At 57.9% G+C, this 17,506-nt stretch carries 18 protein-coding genes; 9 read left to right on the forward strand and 9 right to left on the reverse strand.

The window, feature by feature from the left end:
* Nucleotides 1–10 precede the first annotated feature (10 nt).
* From ALP8811_RS04120 to secG, 5 genes are all read right to left on the reverse strand, one after another.
* Nucleotides 11–304, reverse strand: coding sequence for a DUF1330 domain-containing protein (locus tag ALP8811_RS04120; RefSeq protein ID WP_108855906.1), 294 nt, complete (start codon nucleotides 302–304; stop codon nucleotides 11–13).
* 14 nt (nucleotides 305–318) lie between these two features.
* Entirely contained in the window at nucleotides 319–996 is a 678-nt protein-coding gene (locus ALP8811_RS04125) for a hypothetical protein (protein ID WP_108855907.1), read from the reverse strand.
* Nucleotides 993–1,382: a tellurite resistance TerB family protein gene (locus ALP8811_RS04130; RefSeq protein ID WP_108855908.1), complete on the reverse strand. Its 390-nt coding sequence runs from the start codon at nucleotides 1,380–1,382 to the stop codon at nucleotides 993–995. The genes ALP8811_RS04125 and ALP8811_RS04130 overlap by 4 nt, the downstream gene beginning before the upstream one ends.
* 95 nt (nucleotides 1,383–1,477) lie before the next feature.
* Nucleotides 1,478–3,121 carry a CTP synthase gene (gene pyrG / locus ALP8811_RS04135; protein ID WP_108855909.1) on the reverse strand — a complete coding sequence of 548 codons (1,644 nt, stop codon included), beginning with the start codon at nucleotides 3,119–3,121 and terminating at the stop codon, nucleotides 1,478–1,480.
* A gap of 270 nt (nucleotides 3,122–3,391) precedes the next feature.
* Nucleotides 3,392–3,760 (reverse strand): preprotein translocase subunit SecG, encoded by a 369-nt coding sequence (gene secG, locus ALP8811_RS04140; RefSeq protein ID WP_108857416.1) that lies wholly within the window; start codon nucleotides 3,758–3,760, stop codon nucleotides 3,392–3,394.
* 183 nt (nucleotides 3,761–3,943) lie between these two features.
* Between secG and ALP8811_RS04145 the strand changes: the two genes are divergently transcribed.
* Both ALP8811_RS04145 and ALP8811_RS04150 read left to right on the forward strand, forming a co-directional pair.
* Entirely contained in the window at nucleotides 3,944–5,239 is a 1,296-nt protein-coding gene (locus ALP8811_RS04145) for an adenylosuccinate synthase (RefSeq protein ID WP_108855910.1), read from the forward strand.
* A 4-nt stretch (nucleotides 5,240–5,243) separates the two neighbouring features.
* A complete protein-coding gene (locus tag ALP8811_RS04150) occupies nucleotides 5,244–5,522 on the forward strand; it encodes a DUF2842 domain-containing protein (RefSeq protein WP_108855911.1) in 279 nt (92 codons plus the stop codon).
* Between the two features lie 52 nt (nucleotides 5,523–5,574).
* Here ALP8811_RS04150 and ALP8811_RS04155 read toward each other — a convergent pair whose 3' ends face one another.
* Entirely contained in the window at nucleotides 5,575–7,638 is a 2,064-nt protein-coding gene (locus ALP8811_RS04155) for a hypothetical protein (RefSeq protein ID WP_108855912.1), read from the reverse strand.
* Between the two features lie 145 nt (nucleotides 7,639–7,783).
* On the opposite strand from ALP8811_RS04155, the gene ALP8811_RS04160 reads away from it, so the two are divergent.
* Nucleotides 7,784–8,467 (forward strand): thiamine diphosphokinase, encoded by a 684-nt coding sequence (locus ALP8811_RS04160; RefSeq protein ID WP_108855913.1) that lies wholly within the window; start codon nucleotides 7,784–7,786, stop codon nucleotides 8,465–8,467.
* Between the two features lie 17 nt (nucleotides 8,468–8,484).
* On the opposite strand, the gene ALP8811_RS04165 is transcribed toward ALP8811_RS04160, so the two are convergent.
* From ALP8811_RS04165 to ALP8811_RS04175, 3 genes are all read right to left on the reverse strand, one after another.
* The gene (locus ALP8811_RS04165) at nucleotides 8,485–9,864 is read right to left on the reverse strand and encodes an L-serine ammonia-lyase (protein ID WP_108855914.1); all 1,380 of its coding nucleotides are present in this window, start codon (nucleotides 9,862–9,864) and stop codon (nucleotides 8,485–8,487) included.
* 94 nt (nucleotides 9,865–9,958) lie between these two features.
* Nucleotides 9,959–10,312 carry a YbaN family protein gene (locus ALP8811_RS04170; protein WP_108855915.1) on the reverse strand — a complete coding sequence of 118 codons (354 nt, stop codon included), beginning with the start codon at nucleotides 10,310–10,312 and terminating at the stop codon, nucleotides 9,959–9,961.
* Nucleotides 10,313–10,380: 68 nt separating this feature from the next.
* A complete protein-coding gene (locus tag ALP8811_RS04175; protein ID WP_108855916.1) occupies nucleotides 10,381–11,064 on the reverse strand; it encodes a glutathione S-transferase family protein in 684 nt (227 codons plus the stop codon).
* 129 nt (nucleotides 11,065–11,193) lie between these two features.
* Between ALP8811_RS04175 and rpiA the strand changes: the two genes are divergently transcribed.
* From rpiA to ALP8811_RS04205, 6 genes are all read left to right on the forward strand, one after another.
* Entirely contained in the window at nucleotides 11,194–11,976 is a 783-nt protein-coding gene (rpiA, locus tag ALP8811_RS04180; protein WP_108855917.1) for a ribose-5-phosphate isomerase RpiA, read from the forward strand.
* 137 nt (nucleotides 11,977–12,113) lie between these two features.
* Nucleotides 12,114–13,481, forward strand: coding sequence for a glutathione-disulfide reductase (gor, locus tag ALP8811_RS04185; protein WP_108855918.1), 1,368 nt, complete (start codon nucleotides 12,114–12,116; stop codon nucleotides 13,479–13,481).
* A 129-nt stretch (nucleotides 13,482–13,610) separates the two neighbouring features.
* On the forward strand, nucleotides 13,611–14,771 hold the full coding sequence (hflK, locus tag ALP8811_RS04190; protein ID WP_108857417.1) for an FtsH protease activity modulator HflK: 1,161 nt from the start codon (nucleotides 13,611–13,613) through the stop codon (nucleotides 14,769–14,771).
* Entirely contained in the window at nucleotides 14,771–15,640 is an 870-nt protein-coding gene (gene hflC / locus ALP8811_RS04195) for a protease modulator HflC (RefSeq protein WP_108855919.1), read from the forward strand. Before hflK ends, hflC begins: the two co-directional genes overlap by 1 nt.
* On the forward strand, nucleotides 15,640–15,831 hold the full coding sequence (locus ALP8811_RS04200; RefSeq protein ID WP_108855920.1) for a DUF2065 domain-containing protein: 192 nt from the start codon (nucleotides 15,640–15,642) through the stop codon (nucleotides 15,829–15,831). The genes hflC and ALP8811_RS04200 overlap by 1 nt, the downstream gene beginning before the upstream one ends.
* Nucleotides 15,832–15,942: 111 nt before the next feature.
* Nucleotides 15,943–17,472: a Do family serine endopeptidase gene (locus ALP8811_RS04205; protein WP_108855921.1), complete on the forward strand. Its 1,530-nt coding sequence runs from the start codon at nucleotides 15,943–15,945 to the stop codon at nucleotides 17,470–17,472.
* The last annotated feature ends 34 nt before the right edge of the window (nucleotides 17,473–17,506 follow it).

A 17,506-nucleotide genomic window follows, 5' to 3' on the forward strand; every position in this document is an offset into this window, starting at 1 on the left:
TTCCCTTCACTTATCCGTCATAGCCTTCGATAATGATGATATCCGCCTCTGAAACCGGATCGCGGAAGGATTTTGCGGCCTGATAGACTTCGCTGTTATAGCAATCGAGCGCGGCCTGATAGTTGGGAAATTCGATAACAACATTGCGTGTACGCGACTGCCCTTCGACGGATTCGAATTGACCACCCCGTATCAAAAAACGTGCGCCATGCGCCTCGAATGCTGCACCGTTGGCTTTGATATAGTCCTGATAACGCTCAAGGTCGTCCACATCGACGCGCCCGATCCAATATCCTTTGGCCACGAGTGGCTCCTTTTTCAGTTCGTGTGACTGTCCAGCGAATAACGGATGTCGTCAATTGCAATTCCACCGGGATCTTGATGCGAAAGGGTGATCGCGGTGATCGGAGCCGAGCTGAGAAACCCGAAACTTTGCACGCCTTGCTTGGGGGTCAGGGTTTCGGCCTGCAACAATGCTGCATCCGACCCGTAGAAGTGCAGCCAAACCGGGCCGGGGGCAGGGCGGCTGCCAAGCGGATCGGCATAGTCGAGATGCAGGCGCAGCGCGAAAGACCGGATCGGTGCATCAAAGCTAAAGGCCAACGAGCCCTCCCCTCGACCGGATCGTTGCGCGAAACCCTTCGGTCCCAAAGGAAAGGCCGCATTCGATCCAAAGCCCGCATGAAAGGCGATGGCCATTGGGGGAAGCGGCGGGTTTTGCTCAACGCGCGCGGGTGCTGACGGCGGACCGTTGAGGGTTGCGAAGGTTTCGTTTGCCCCACGGGTTTGACCGGCGAGGGCGGCCCCCAAAGTCGCACCGGGCGCGCGGAGTGTGTCTGCAATGACCTGCCCGGGCTCCGGAAGAACGGGAAAGCTCTCGAAATCAATCAGGCCTGAAGCGGTTTCGGCAACAAAGTCATAGGGCGCTTGTGTAATGGTTTCGGCATATACCGGCGTAACGCCAAGGCATGCTGCAAAAAGCGCCCTCAGCTTCATTCGACTGCGATGTTGCTGCGTGGAACGCCTGCGGCGTCGGCAACGCGCGAAACCAGATCGGCCTCTTCGTCGCGCAGAACGCCATCTGCCAAGGATACCTGCCACAAGGCCGTGATGATTTTCACCCGCTGCTCTAAGGGCATCATGTCTTGTACGGCTTTTGCCAGATCCTCGGTCGCGCCAGCCTGCCTTTCCTGCCCCTCGCATACGGCGCGCAGTTTTGCCGCCTTGATCGGATTCAGGTCGTAATGACGGGCAAAAAGGCGATCAATCCGTGCGATCTCGGTCTGGGCATAATCTGCATCCGCGCGCGCCAGACGCACCAGCAAAACGCCCATCGCCCGTTGCGCATCTTCTGTCCAACAGATCTTATCAGCTTGCGACATGGGGGCTCCTTCGTGGTCGGAAGAAACCTAGAACACGGATTGCGCAAAGAAAAGGGCGGGAAAAACCCCGCCCGTCTTCCGAACTTTAACGTGGCTTAGACCAGTCGCTCGATGTCTTTTGCTGCGCGTACGAAGTCGGCGAACAGCGGAGCCGGATCGAACGGTTTCGACTTCAGTTCTGGGTGGAACTGAACACCGATGAACCACGGGTGATCTTCCCACTCGACGATCTCGGGCAGACGCCCATCCGGTGACATGCCCGAGAATTTCAGCCCGCAGGCTTCAAGCTGCTCGCGGTACTTTGCATCGACCTCGTACCGGTGACGGTGACGTTCTTCCAGTTCGGTGCCGCCGTAGATCCGCGCCACGTTCGACCCTTCCGCAAGCGTCGCGGAATAGGCACCCAGACGCATGGTGCCGCCTTTGTCGTCCCCGACCTTGCGCTTGACCTTGTAGTTGCCCTGCACCCATTCTTTCAGGTGATAGATAACCGGCGTGAAACGGGTCTCGCCTGCCTCGTGATCGAATTCTTCCGATCCGGCATCTTTAATCCCAGCAACATTGCGCGCGGCTTCGACTACGGCCATCTGCATGCCCAGACAGATGCCCAGATAGGGTATCTTGTGCTCGCGGGCATATTGTGCCGCTTTGATCTTGCCTTCAGTGCCGCGTTCGCCAAAGCCGCCGGGGACCAGAATGGCGTGGAAGCCCTCTAGATACGGGGCAGGGTCTTCTTTGTCGAAAGGCTCGGCATCGACCCATTCCAGTTTCACGCGGGTCCGGTTGGCCATTCCGCCGTGGGTCAGCGCTTCCTTGATCGACTTATAGGCGTCCTCAAGCTGGGTGTATTTGCCCACTACGGCGACTTTGACTTCGCCCTCAGCATTGTGAATGCGGTCTTCGACGTCTTCCCAGCGGCTCAGGTCAGGTTTCGGGGCAGGGGCGATTTGGAACGCGTCCAGCACTGCCTGATCCAGACCCACATTGTGATAGGCCATCGGCGCTTCATAGATCGACTTCAGGTCATAGGCCGGGATGACCGATTCCTGACGGACATTACAGAACAGACCGATCTTGGCACGTTCCTTGTCGGGAATCGGGTGCTCGGAACGGCAGACCAGCACGTCGGGGGCGATGCCGATCGAACGGAGTTCTTTCACGCTGTGCTGGGTTGGTTTCGTTTTCAGCTCGCCGGATGCCGCCAGATAGGGCAGCAGGGTCAGGTGCATGAAGATACACTGACCGCGTGGGCGTTCTTGGCTGAACTGACGGATGGCTTCGAAAAAGGGTAGGGCTTCGATATCGCCCACGGTGCCGCCGATTTCGCAGAGCATGAAATCAACTTCGTCGTCACCGATTTCGATGAATTCTTTGATTTCGTTTGTAACGTGCGGGATCACCTGAATGGTTTTGCCCAGATAATCACCACGACGTTCTTTCTCGAGCACGTTGGTATAAATGCGGCCCGAGCTGACCGAATCCGTGTTGCGCGCAGCCACGCCCGTGAAACGTTCATAGTGACCCAGATCCAAATCGGTCTCGGCCCCGTCATCGGTCACGAACACTTCGCCATGCTCGAACGGGCTCATCGTGCCGGGGTCGACGTTCAGATAGGGATCAAGCTTTCTCAGACGAACGGTGTATCCGCGCGCTTGAAGCAGAGCCCCAAGTGCAGCCGAGGTCAGCCCTTTGCCCAAGGATGAAACAACACCGCCGGTGATGAAGATGTAACGTGCCATGTGGTTGGCTGCCCCCGTGATACTGGCGTCGTTGCGCCGAAAAAGCTGGTAAGTAGATACGCAAAAAGCAAGCAGAAAGCACCGCTGCGAATCCGATCCTCACGGGATTCAAGACATAACCGATTCCGGGCTCCCGCGCAACCGGATCGTCTAGATAATGGGGCGACGTAGCGCACCGCATCTAAGTGTTGTGTGGGTTGTTTATCGCCCGGTTATCTAAGCGAAAACCGGTTCGATACATGATGTAGGGCAGTCAAACCTGCCCGTTGATCAATCCGCGCGCGGCGGCGTCAGGCTGTCGTCGGTGTTGACCGGCGGCAGCAGATTGCTGACATCAGGAACCGCAGGCGCGGTTTCTTCATCGGCAGCGGGGGCTTCAAGGCCCAACGCATCCACGACCGAGCTGTCAGCCGAGTTCTTTGCCGAGATGATCGTCAGCGAGATCGATGTCACCAGAAAGGCAATCGCAAAGCCCCAGGTCAGTTTGCCCAAAGCCGTGGCTGCACCGCGAGATGACATAACGCCACCACCGCCGCCGCCACCAATGCCAAGGCCGCCGCCCTCAGAGCGCTGCAAAAGCACGATCCCGATCAGCCCAAGGGCCAAGATCAGGTGAATGACGAGGATGACGTTTTCCATATGGGGCGTTTCCCGTGATTTGGGTTCGTTCGATCTGCCGGGGTATGTAGGCGAAAAGAACGCAGGGTGCAAGCCGCAGCAGGCAGGATCGAGACCTTTCTGCATTCGCAGCAAATACTCCTTTCGCTGGGGCAGATGTGCAGCTATACCGGGCCGGGTTTTCTTTGAGATAGGAAAAAGACCATGGCCAATGTCGTTGTCGTAGGCGCCCAATGGGGCGATGAAGGAAAAGGTAAGATCGTTGACTGGCTCAGCGAACGTGCCGATGTGATCTGCCGATTCCAAGGGGGGCACAATGCGGGCCATACTCTTGTTATTGACGGAGCGGTTTACAAGCTGCACGCGCTGCCCTCGGGTGTTGTGCGCGGCGGTAAGCTGAGCGTGATCGGAAACGGCGTTGTGCTGGATCCGTGGAACCTGTTGAAAGAAATCGAAACGGTTACGGCTCAAGGTGTTGAAATCACACCTGAAACGCTGATGATCGCGGAAAATACCCCGCTGATCTTGCCGTTCCACGGTGAACTTGACCGGGCTCGGGAAGAGGCCGCGTCGAAAGGCACCAAGATCGGCACTACCGGACGCGGTATCGGTCCGTGTTATGAAGATAAGGTGGGTCGTCGCGCCATCCGCGTTGCGGATTTGGCAGACCATGCAACGCTTGAGGCGCGCGTGGACCGTGCGCTTCAGCACCATGATCCGCTGCGCAAAGGGTTGGGCATTGAACCGATCGACCGCGACGCGCTGGTTGCGCTTCTGAAAGAGGTCGCACCGTCCATCCTGAAATTTGCCGCTCCGGTCTGGAAAGTGCTGAACGAAAAGCGCAAATCCGGCAAACGAATCCTGTTTGAGGGCGCTCAGGGCGCACTTCTGGACATTGATTTCGGAACCTATCCTTTCGTGACCTCGTCGAATGTGATCGCAGGGCAGGCGGCAACTGGTGTGGGCATCGGGCCGGGCTCGATCGACTATGTTCTGGGCATTGTGAAAGCCTATACGACCCGCGTGGGTGAAGGCCCGTTCCCGACAGAGCTTGATGATGCGGACGGACAGCGTCTGGGCGAGCGTGGGCACGAGTTTGGCACCACCACCGGGCGTAAGCGCCGCTGTGGTTGGTTTGACGCGGCTTTGGTCCGTCAAACCTGCGCAACATCTGGCGTGACCGGTATCTCGTTGACAAAGCTGGACGTTTTGGATGGGTTTGAAACCCTGAAAATCTGCGTCGGCTATGAGCTGGATGGCAAGCGCCTGGATTACTTGCCCACCGCAGAGAATGAGCAGGCGCGCTGTACTCCGATCTATGAAGAGATGCCCGGCTGGTCTGAAACGACCGAGGGTGCGCGCAGCTGGAATGATCTGCCCGCCAACGCGATCAAATATGTGAAACGCGTGGAAGAGCTGATCGACTGCCCTGTCGCGATTTTGTCCACCAGCCCGGAACGGGATGACACCATTCTGGTGACTGACCCGTTCGCGGATTGATCTGATGGCGCTGGGATATAAGGCTCGCAAGCGGCTGGCACTTTTGGTGCTGGTCGTCGGGCTGCCGCTTTACATCGTTGCCGCGGTGTTTGTGGTCAGCCTGTTCAACCGTCCGCCCATTTGGCTCGAGTTCATCGTCTATGCGGTGCTTGGTTTCGTGTGGATGCTGCCGTTGAAGCAAGTGTTTTTGGGGGTCGGAAAAGCTGACCCCGATGAAGACGAGGCGAGCTATCCCCATGATCCCGCAGGGAAATATGCCCTGAAGGACAAAAAAGATAACTAAAGAAAAAGGCCCCGAAATCGGGGCCTTTTTCGTTTCCAGTGCTTTGGATGGATCAGGCTGTTTGCAGCCCGCCCTGATCCACATTGGTAGTCACATTGGTCAGCGAATAGCACCCCTGAGCCACTTTGATGATGTCACCCTCCCGCAAAAGACGGCCAAAGGCACGCAGGGCGTCTTCCCGCGAGATGCCACCGGGAACATTCATCTTGGTCACCAGTTTGACCACCTGAGGGCGGCTGAAATGCGACTGCCCCGATGACTGCGTGACGAACGAAGCTGCAGCGCGCAGATAGCCTGCCGTATCGTTCTGGTCGACATCAGAAGCGAAGGCGGTAAAGGCAATCAGCTCGGGATTGTCGGCATTGGCAGGCTCTGCGTCCGGATCTGCGTCGGTGGCGTCCGGGCGCTTGCGAGTTGTGCTGACATTGACGCGACGAGGGCGAACAAAGCGGTCGCGCGACGCACTCGCAGAGGGGTCTTGCTCTGCTTCAGTCTCATTGACCCGCTGTTCGGAAATCAAGACCAACGGCGAGGCGCGGTGCGGTTCCGGTGATTTGGTCGAAGTCGCTTCAGGGCTGGGCTGCTTAACAGCCTGAGCCAGATCGCTGCGATAGGGCGTTTCCTGCCCTTCTTCCTCGAACTCGGCCGAGCCACTGGATTTGTCCGCACGCGTAGCTTGTACCGCGGCCTTCAAGTGGCTGATCGAATTACGACGGCGCGAGGCGCCCTGGTCGTCCATCTGGGTGTTGGTTTCGGCCAGAATGCGCTCCAACGCCGTATCGTCACGAGCTGCTTCCTGTTCGTCGAAGACCTGTGCCCGGCGCTCGCGGCGCGCATCCATGCGGCTTTCAGCCTCCATCGTCGATAAAAGCGCCTCAATTTCGTGGTGAAGTTCGCTTTGATGGGCGTTTTCCAACTGTTTGCCAGCAATGTCAGCGACAACTTTGGTCGACACTTCTTGCACAGCCACGCGAAGTGAATCGTCCAAAGGCAAAGGCGGCATCGGAGCAACGGCTGCGAATTCGCGTTCGGTAACCGGTTCGGGTTGCGCCTGCGCGTCAAGTTCGGCGCGGGATTCGGCCTCGACCAGGGCCAGTTCAGCGGCCAGATCAGCCTCTTCCTCGGCGGTCAAAACAGGCATTTCTTCCTGCGCTGCATCCTGATGAGCATCAATTTCAATCTCGGCCGCGTCTTCAATGCTGTCGCTGCCAAGCGTATTGGTCTGCGACACGACGACGTTTTCTTGCCCATCGTCACTGCGCTTGCGTTTCACGCGAAGAACACGTGATACCTGCGCGGTCTCGTCGATCGCGTTATCAGTATTGCTTTCATCTTCGGCCGCGGAGGCAGCCAAAGCAGCACCGGTGAGTACAGTGGGCGGAGTTGGCGCGCGATCTTCACGGAGGTTGGAGGCCGATAGCGGTTCCCCAACATTCGGCGCTCCATCGTCATTCATCGCGATCTGATCTTTCACGCGCTGGCGCTTGGCCACGCGATCGGCGGTCTCGGAAACGGATTCTTCAGTCGCCTCGGTATCAGCTGCCAGCGCATGGTTGCTGATCAATTCTTCAAACTCGTCCAGATCATCCAGATCCGTCACGGCCGACTTCGCCGAGCCAGCGGCGTGCTCATCTTCCAAGAACTCGTCCGAGATCTGCTGATCGTCCATCGCCGCAGCACGCAGACGAGACAATTTCGAGAGCGCATCATCTTCGTTCAGATCATGTGCAGCGCCGGCTTCTTCTTCGCGATCGTCGGTCTGAATGTCTTCTGGTGCCAATTTGGTGGACAGGCCGCCCGGCTTGGTTGGAGCATCTGCGCCCATCTCAGGCGCATTCGCGGCCTTAGCTTTCAAGTCTTCGCCGCTTTGGCGCAGGATAATACCCTGATCCTCGATCTCGGCATCAACCTGTTTCAGGGATTCGCGTTCTGCAATCCGGTGCAACATCGCAGCATCAGGCGTCACGGGTTCTGCGCCGAAAGAGCGGTCATGCTCCGCTAAGCCACGGAAATACTCGGCAATGGATTTCATTGCGCCGAATGGATCATCAAATCCTTCCAGCGTGCAGGAAAACGTGCCATAGGAAACCGTAAGGATCTTGTTGTTGTTAACCATTAAAAACTTACCTTCTCAACCAGAACGACGACAACGATACATTTAACTACATATGCTACGTAAATTGCGCAAAAGCGCGATGCGGTTGGTATTTTACTGTGGCGGAAATGTGGCGATTGTGTGGAATGAGGTGGATTTACTAACCATGAGTTGTCGAGTTTTGCGATTGGACGCGGGTGTTACGTTGCTTGGTGGAGGTCAATCTTCCGCGCAAGACATCGCTGAATCGTTAACAGTGGCGCCCAATCTGTTTGGCGTCGATGGCGGGGCCAACCGTGCTGTGTCGCTGGGCCTTGATTTGTTGGGGGTTTCGGGGGATTTCGATTCCATTTCCGATGCCACGCGCACGGCACTGGACCCCTCGATTTTGATCGAAACTGCTGACCAGAATCGAACAGATTTCGACAAGGCCTTGGACCTGATCGAGGCCCCTGTAATCCTGTGTACGGGCTTCACAGGCAAACGCATGGATCATCAGTTGGCGTGCTACTCGGTTTTAGTGCGTCAGGCGCGCAAACCAGCGATTCTTCTGGGTGACGAAGACATCTGTTTTCATCTGTCCCATGACGTCTCGTTGGACCTCCCCACAGGCACGCGGGTGTCTTTGTTTCCGATGGCCCGTGTGGTGGCGCATTGCAGCGGTTTGCGCTGGCCTGTCGACGGATTGGAGTTCGCGCCCTGGGGACAGTTTGGGACCTCGAACGAGGCGACGGGCAGTCCCGTCACCCTGTCAGCTGAAGGGGCCGGGCTTCTGGTGATCCTGCCCCGCGCGTTCCTGCGAGAAGCTGTGCGCGTGTTGTGGCAGGGCGACCCGGCGCTCTGCCCATAGCTTAGCGGTTCGAAGTCTCAGCAGTTGGGGACGTTGACCGCCAATCCCCCCAGAGACGTTTCCTTGTACTTCGCCATCATGTCCTGACCGGTTTCGAACATGGTCTTGATGCACGCGTCCAGCGGCACAAGATGCGTGCCGTCTCCGCGCAGCGCGAGGGATGCGGCAGATACCGCTTTGATCGCACCCAGACCGTTACGCTCGATGCAGGGAACCTGAACCAGACCGCGCACCGGGTCACAGGTCAGACCAAGATGGTGTTCTAGCGCAATTTCGGCTGCATTCTCTACCTGCATGGCGGTGCCACCCATTACGGCGCACAGACCTGCGGCGGCCATGGCGCTGGCCGATCCGACCTCGGCCTGACACCCGGCTTCGGCTCCCGAGATCGACGCGTTGTGCTTCACGATGGCCCCGATGGCCGAGGCAGTCAGCAGGAAGTCGTGTATGCGCGAAGACGATGCACCCGGCACGTGATTGAGCCAATAATAGATCGTGGCAGGCAATACGCCTGCCGCGCCATTGGTCGGGCTGGTCACAACCTGCCCACCTGCGGCGTTTTCTTCGTTCACCGCCATGGCATAGACGCTCATCCAGTCGTTGATCGTATGCGGGGCGGTCAGGTTCAGGCCCTGTTCGGCAACCAAGCTGTCATAAATGGCCTTGGCGCGGCGCTTGACCATCAAGCCGCCGGGCAGGATGCCATCTCTCGCCAGTCCGCGCTCGATGCAGTCCTGCATGACCTCCCAAACCCGGTCGAGCTTTTCGGCCAGTGTGGCGGGGCCCATATGGACCAGTTCGTTGGCGCGCTTCATGTCCGCGATGCTTTTGCCCGAGGCTTTGGCCATCTCAAGCATCTGCACAGCGTTTTCAAAAGGATAGGGATGGGTTTTGGCGTCTTGCGCATCCAGTTTGGCTTCCTGGGCCTGTTCGGCCTCGGTCACGACAAACCCGCCGCCGATCGAGTAATAGGTCTCGCGCACCACAATGTCGCCCTGAGCATCGGTTGCCATCAACTGCATGCCATTGGCGTGGCCGGGCAGGGAATGTTCATAGTCGAAAATCAGGTCAGTCTTCGGGGCAAACTTCAGGGTGCCCAGTCCTTCCGGGGATACCGTGCCGGTCGCCTCGATATTTGCCATAGTGGCTTCGGCTTTGGCGTGGTCATAGCTGTCGGGCAAGAACCCAGCCAGTCCCAGAATGGTGGCGCGGTCGGTGGCGTGGCCAACGCCGGTAAAAGCAAGCGATCCATGCAACGAGGCTTTCAGCCCATGCACCTTGAAAGGCTGGCTGCGGAGCAGATCCAAGAACCGTGCACCTGCTACCATGGGCCCCATCGTGTGGGATGAGCTGGGACCGACCCCGACCTTGAACATGTCAAATACAGACAGGAACATTTTGACCTCGCTTGGTTTCGTCAGACCATTGTGCGGATTTTCCGCCAGTAGGTGCGTGAAAAAGCGACAGTTTTTACGCCAATCGCGTTGCGGATCAGTCTGGACGGGTCAGAATGAAAGCCGCGCCCGCACCCATCAACAAGACTTGAGCCAACACGACCCACCATGGGGCGCCGAGGATCAGAGAGACGACAAGCACAAGCGTCATCATACTGACCGCCAGAGTTTTCGCCCGTCGCGAGATCGCGCCGCGTTCTTCCCAGTCTCGAATTGCGGGTCCGAAATGGGCATGATCGATTAACCAGGCCCGTGCGCGCGGGCTGCTGTTGCCAAAGGCGAAAGCTGCGACCAGCAAAAAGGGTGTGGTGGGTAGAACAGGCAAAATGACCCCTAAAAGGCCAAGCGCGACGGCGCTCCATCCGAGAGCGAGATAGAAGAATTTGCCCATGACCTGCGCCCAAGTTGCTAAACGCGCAGTGTCAGGTGCCGCGGTCAGATTGTCCAGATGCCGCTTGTCTAAAGCGCCACACCTTCAGGAGGAATGGCGGGGGAAGGGTTGCTCAGCGGCGTGGCCCCAAGCCCTTCTGCGATGATGGCAGCCTGCATCGCTGGGCGCGCCTCGATCCGCTCGGCAAGGGATTTTAGGCGCGGCCAGTGGCTTAGATCAAACCAATGCTCGCCTTGCAGATAAAGTGCGAACCAGCGCAGGGGGGTAGCAATATAATAATCCAGCGCGGTTGGATCCTGCGACCCAAACCAAGCATGCCCTTCGCCCAACAGCGCCTCATAGCGATCCAGATGCCCGCGAAGGCGCGTGGACACGATGCGGCGGTGATCCTCAACGGGTCCAGAGGTGAAACGTTCAGCATAGAAATGCTGGCGCAGATCTATCTGCAACCCGTTCGAGGCCACCATCATCCACGACAGGAACGCCCCACGATCCGGGCTGCCCACTGCGGGGGCCATCCGCCCGGCGCGATCCACGAGCCACAGCAAGATAGCGGCGGTTTCAAAAATCACGCCATGGGGTGTCTCAAGCGCAGGGATCGTCCCCATTGGATTGACCTTCAGATAGGCCGCGCTTTGCTGCGCATTGCTGCCACGGTCTACCAGAACGGTCTCAAAGGGCACGCCCAATTCCTCAAGCACAAGCCGGATGATGAGCGATGCGTTATCGGGGGCATAGTGAAGTTTCAACATGCAGCGACAGAACCAAATGCAAAGCAAAGTGACCAGAAAAAAGATGCGTGTCGGGCTCGGTACTCGCCAACATGGGGGCAGAGCCGTATAAAATGCGAAACAGTTGCTTGGTTTAAGGGATTCGTAGTTATGAGCGCAGAACTCTCACCTATCGATACGGCAAAAAGCATTGCGGCCAAATACGCCGTTCAGTTCGTAGAAGATGGTATGCGCGTTGGGCTGGGGACGGGTTCAACATCGGCTTGGATGGTCAGGTATCTTGGCGAACGGGTGCAGCAAGAAGGGCTGAATATTGTAGGCGTGCCTACCAGCCGTCGAACTGCCGTGCTTGCGCAAGAGGCCGGTCTGCGGATTGCCACGCTGGATGAAGCCAAGTGGCTGGATATTACCATCGACGGCACAGACGAATACGACGCCGAGCTAACCCTGATCAAAGGCGGCGGCGGGGCTTTGCTGCATGAAAAGATCGTCGCTTCGGCATCGGATCGTATGATCGTGATTGCGGATCACTCGAAATCTGTTGCGCATCTCGGGGCGTTCCCCTTGCCGATCGAGGTCATTCCCTTCGGGCTGCAAACCACGCGCGCCATGGTCGAGGCGATGTTGGATGGGATGGATGTGCTGGGCTGGGAAGCGGTCTTGCGGACGATTGACGACCAACCCTTCGTGACGGACCAAGGCAACCACATCATCGATTTACACCTGAAACGGATCGGCGACCCGCGCCATCTGGCACTTGCGTTGAACCAAGTGCCGGGTGTCGTTGAAAATGGGTTGTTCATAGACATTTGCGACATGGTGATCTCGGGTCACGGAGATGGGCGGATCGAAGTGACCGATCTCAGCGATGGCACCTTGAAAGAGGTTCAGGTGGATGTTGGCCAAGACGCCAACATTTTCGCGGATATCTGATTGGGATCAGACGCGAAAACGTGATCAATGTGACAATTGCGGGGGTGGAAAGCCCGGCTGCAAGCCCCTAGCTTTCAGCGGATGCAAACCCCGATGTGATGCACACCCGACCGGGTGGGACGTGAAAGGCAATGGATATGAGCGGATTTGACTATGACCTCTTTGTAATCGGTGGCGGTTCGGGTGGCGTGCGCGCTGGCCGTGTGGCTGCTGAAGGTGGCGCGAAAGTGGCACTGGCCGAAGAGTTCCGGATGGGCGGCACCTGTGTCATCCGTGGCTGTGTGCCGAAGAAGTTGATGGTTTTTGCCTCGCAACATGGTCCAGCGGCGGCGGACGCCGCGGCCTATGGCTGGCAGGGTAACGAACGCGGGACCTTCGATTGGAAGGGGACGTTCCGCCCTGCACTTCATGCCGAACTTGAGCGACTGGAAGGCATCTATACCCGCAACCTTGGCAACTCGGGCGCGGATATCTACAACGCGCGCGCCGTTGTGAAAGACGCACATACGGTCGAGCTGTCGACGGGTGAGACCTTCACCGCCAAGCACATCCTTGTGGCCACCGGCGGACGTCCTTTCATTCCTGACACTCCGGGTGCTCAGGAACTTGGCATCACCTCGAACGAAGTGTTCAATCTGGAGGACTTCCCCAAGCGCATTCTGATCGTGGGCGGCGGTTACATTGCCACCGAGTTTGCCTGTATCTTCAACGGCCTAGGCAGTCACGTTGCCCAATGGTATCGCGGTGCGCAGATCCTGCGTGGCTTTGACGACGAAGTGCGCGGCTTCTTGGCCGAGCACATCCGCGAGCGTGGTGTCGACCTGCATGTCGGCCTTGAAGTCGAGCAGATGGAGAAACGTGACGGCGCCATCTGGGTCAAAGGCACCGATGGGCGTGAAGAAATGTTCGATCAGGTGCTCTTTGCCACCGGTCGTGTGCCGAACACTGATGGGCTGGGTCTGGAAGAGACTGGTGTCAATCTGGGTCGTGGCGGTGAGGTCGTCGTGGACGACTACAGCCAGACCTCGGTTCCGTCGATCTATGCGGTGGGCGACGTGACCAACCGGATCACTCTGACCCCAGTTGCGATCCGCGAAGGCATGGCGTTCGTCGAAACTGTCTTCAATGGCAACCCGACGAAGCCAGATCATGAAAACGTTGCCTCGGCCGTGTTTACGCAGCCGGAGTACGGCACCGTGGGCCTGTCCGAGGAAGACGCCCGTGCGCAGGAAAAGATCGACGTTTATGCCGCTGCGTTCCGCCCGATGCAAAAAAGCTTCATTGGGTCGAATGAACGTGTTCTGTTCAAGCTGATCGTCAGCCAAGAGACCCAAAAAGTGCTGGGTGTGCATATTGTCGGCGACGGCGCAGGCGAGATGATCCAGCTGGCAGCCGTGGCTGTCAAAATGGGCGCAACCAAGGCAGATTTCGACCGGACCGTGGCCGTTCACCCGACCATGTCAGAGGAAATTGTTTTGATGAAGTCACCCGCGCGCAGCGACTGATCAGGCCTTTTGTAGGTGCAAAGGTATGAAAAGGGGGCGCAATGCGTCCCCTTTGCCTTGAAATTCACCGTCCAAAGGGCCAGTTATGACCGCGAAACCCTGTTTTTAACACGGAAGGAAATGGACCAGATGGCCAGTGATAATGGCGGTCCCTGGGGCGGCGGTGGAAACCGCGGCGGCTCCGGCGGGCGTCCCCCCTCGAACGATGATGGCAATCGCGGCGGTAATAACCGCCCCGGAGGCGATAGCCCGCAGATCCCCGAAATCGACGAGCTGATGAAAAAAGGCCAAGAGCAACTGCGTGTGCTCATGGGTGGCCGCGGTGACGGTCGCAAAGGCGGCGGTCAGGGCGGACAAGGCGCGAGCGGTCCCAGCATTGGGCGCGGCTCGATCCTGCTGATCGCGCTCGTGGCGGCAGCGGTCTGGGTCTATGCCAGCTTCTATCGCGTGGACACGTCCGAACAATCGGTCGAACTGCTGTTCGGCGAGCGGTATGGCGTTGGGCAAGAGGGTTTGAACTTCGCCCCTTGGCCCGTCGTGACCAAAGAGATCTATTCGGTCACCCGCGAAAACGTCATCAACATTGGCGACGGCACGTCCGAAGGGCTGATGCTGACCGGTGATGAAAACATCGTCGATATCGACTTCCAGGTGGTGTGGAACATCTCGGACATCGAAGCCTTTGTGTACAACCTTGCCGAACCTGAAGACACCATTCAGGCTGTTTCGGAATCGGTTATGCGCGAGATTATTGCGCGCTCGCTTCTTGCCCCTGTGCTGACGTCAGATCGTGGCGTGATTGCTCAGGAGCTGGAAGAGCTGATCCAAGCGACGCTTGATGGGTATCAATCTGGCGTGAACATCGTTCGTGTAAACTTTGACCGTGCTGACCCGCCGGCCGAAGTGATTAACAGCTTCCGCGAAGTCCAGGCCGCCGAGCAGACACGCGATACGCTGCAGAAACAAGCGGACGCCTATGCGAACCGCGTTGTGGCTGCGGCCCGTGGTGAAGCCGCTCAGCAACTGGAACAAGCCGAGGGCTATCGCGCCCGTGTGGTGAACGAAGCCGAAGGTGAAGCCGCGCGCTTTATCGCCGTCTATGATGAATTCGCCAAGGCACCGGATATCACGCGCAAACGCCTGTACCTGGAGACACTGGAAAAAGTTCTGTCCAATGTCGACAAAATCATCCTTGACGAAGGCGTCGGCGGAAGTGGGGGCGTAGTACCCTATCTGCCGCTTAATGAACTGTCGCGCAAAACGGACCAATCCAGCGGAGGGTCAAACTGATGAAACGATCACAAATCGGTCTTTTCGTTCTGATCGCCATCGTTTTTGGCGCCTTGCAGGCAGTTTACATCGTAGATGAGCGTCAGACGGCTCTTAAACTGCGATTTGGTGAAGTGAGAGATGAAGTTCGTGATCCGGGCTTCTATTTCAAGGTGCCGGTGTTTGATGAGATCATCAAATATGACGACCGTATTCTGCCTTTGGACACCCGCAAGTTGGAAGTTACACCAGCGGACGGGCGTCGTTTGGAAGTGGATGCATTTGCGCGCTGGCGCATTGCGGATGCCAAACAGTTCCGTCGTGCGGTTGGCGCAAGCTCGATCGCAGGCGCAGTCCCGCGTCTGGAGCGTATCCTGAACGCCGAGCTGCGTGAGGTTCTGGGTAAAGTGAACTCGGGCGTGGTCTTGTCTGCGGATCGTGTGGTTCTGATGAACCAGATCCGTGATCAGGCCAGATCGCAGGCATTGTCGCTTGGTGTTGATATCGTCGACGTACGGATCAAAAGCGCGGACCTGCCTAAGCAAAACCTTGAAGCTACCTTTGAGCGGATGCGTGCAGAACGTCAGCGTTTGGCTGCGGACGAAATCGCCCGCGGTAACGAAGCCGCACAGCGTCTTCGTGCGACCGCAGATCGTACCGTTGTTGAAACCGTGTCTGAAGCTCGCAAGCAGGCCCAGATCATCCGGGGTGAGGCTGACGCCCGCCGCAACGGTATTCTGGCCGACGCGCTGGGCCGTGACCCAGAGTTCTATGCGTTCTTCCGCTCGTTGGAGGCATACGAGAACGCTTTGGGTGGCAGTAACTCGTCCATGGTCATCACGCCGGACAGCGAGTTCTTTGACTATCTGAAATCGGATACGGGACGGTAATGTCTACGATCCTTTTAGGTATCGGGCTTGTGCTCGTGATCGAGGGGCTAGTGTTCGCACTGGCCCCTTCGCGTCTTGATGATCTGGTCGCGATGATGGCTGCCATGACGCGCGACCAAAGGCGTCTGATCGGATTGGTCGCATTGGCACTTGGCGTGGTGCTGGTTTGGCTGTCCGGGGCTGGGTTCTAGCCCCGCCAGATCGCTCACGCTGTGTTACGCGTGTTCACATAGCGGTGAGGTCGCCTCTCAAACTTTGCGTTGCGCTTTCCGGCTCCTATCTAGAGACTATCATTTAAACGGATGCTTCATCCGATAGTTATCGAAAAGGAGAGTAGTGTGAGAGCGCAGGCATACGCCCTTAGGCAAGGGCAGTCAGAGTATTATCGGGGGTTTGTTGCCCTGATCCTTGCGGTCGCCACATTGTTGGCAACATCCCTTCGCGCGGACGCGCGCGGTGCGCCAGAAAGCTTTGCCGATCTGGCAGAACAGGTCAGCCCCGCCGTTGTGAATATCACAACCTCGACAATCGTCGCGGGGCGCGATGGCGGCCCGCAGCCGATGATCCCGGAAGGCAGCCCTTTTGAAGAGTTCTTCCGTGATTTCCTTGAACGCAACCAAGAAGGTCCAAACGGTGGTCAGCAGCAACAGCGCCAACGTCGCAGTCAAGCGCTGGGCTCGGGTTTTGTGATCTCCGAAGACGGGTTCATCGTCACCAACAACCACGTGATTGAAGGTGCGGATGAAATCCTGATCGAGTTCTTTGACCGTGAAGAACAGCTGGAAGCCAAAGTGATTGGCACCGATCCGAATACTGACATCGCCCTGTTGAAAGTCGAAAGCGACGAGCCACTGACCTATGTCAGCTTTGGTGACAGCGATATCATGCGCGTTGGCGATTGGGTGATGGCCGTTGGCAACCCGCTGGGGCAGGGCTTCTCGGTTTCGGCCGGGATCGTGTCGCAGCGCAACCGCGAGCTATCGGGCAACTATGACGACTACATCCAGACCGATGCGGCCATCAACCGGGGCAACTCGGGCGGCCCGCTGTTCAACATGGATGGACAGGTGATTGGCGTGAACACTGCGATCCTCAGCCCGAATGGTGGCTCGATCGGGATCGGGTTTGCTATGTCCTCGGCCGTGGTCGATCGTGTGATCGATCAGCTGAAGGAATTCGGTGAAACCCGCCGTGGTTGGCTGGGCGTGCGCATTCAGGACATCTCGGATGATATTGCTGAAGCGCTTGGGCTGGAAAGTACCGATGGTGCGCTGGTGACCGACGTACCGGAAGGTCCCGCCAAAGAGGCAGGCATTCAGGTCAATGACGTGATCCTCAGCTTTGACGGCGTAGATGTGACGGATTCGGGCGAGCTGGTGCGCACCGTTGGCAACGCGCCTGTCGGCAGCGCCGTGCGCGTGATGATCCTGCGTGATGGCAAGACCGAAACCATTTTGGTGACGCTTGGTCGTCGCGAAGATGCCGTTGCCGCGTCGACTACGACTGACGAAGAGCCCTCGGCCCCTGCCGAACCCAGCAAGCTGCTTGGTATGTCGTTAGCACCGTTGGATGACAGCACTCGCGAAGCTTTGGGTCTGAACCCGGGCGAAGAGGGTCTGGCCGTTCTGGACATCGACGAAGACACTGAGGCCTTTGAGAAGGGCATCCGTGCGGGCGACGTGATCTCGGAAGCAGGTCAGCAGCCTGTCACCTCGATCGAAGACCTTGAGGCAAGCCTCGAGGTTGCCCGTGATGGTGGTCGCAAATCGGTTTTGCTTCTGGTCCGTCGTGAAGGCAACCCGCGCTTCGTGGCGCTGTCGCTGGAAGAGTAAGCGGAAAAGAAATATCCCGCCGGACTGGTTCCGG

It is taken from the genome of Aliiroseovarius pelagivivens, assembly GCF_900302485.1.
In the GTDB taxonomy this organism is placed as follows: Bacteria; Pseudomonadota; Alphaproteobacteria; order Rhodobacterales; family Rhodobacteraceae; genus Aliiroseovarius; species Aliiroseovarius pelagivivens.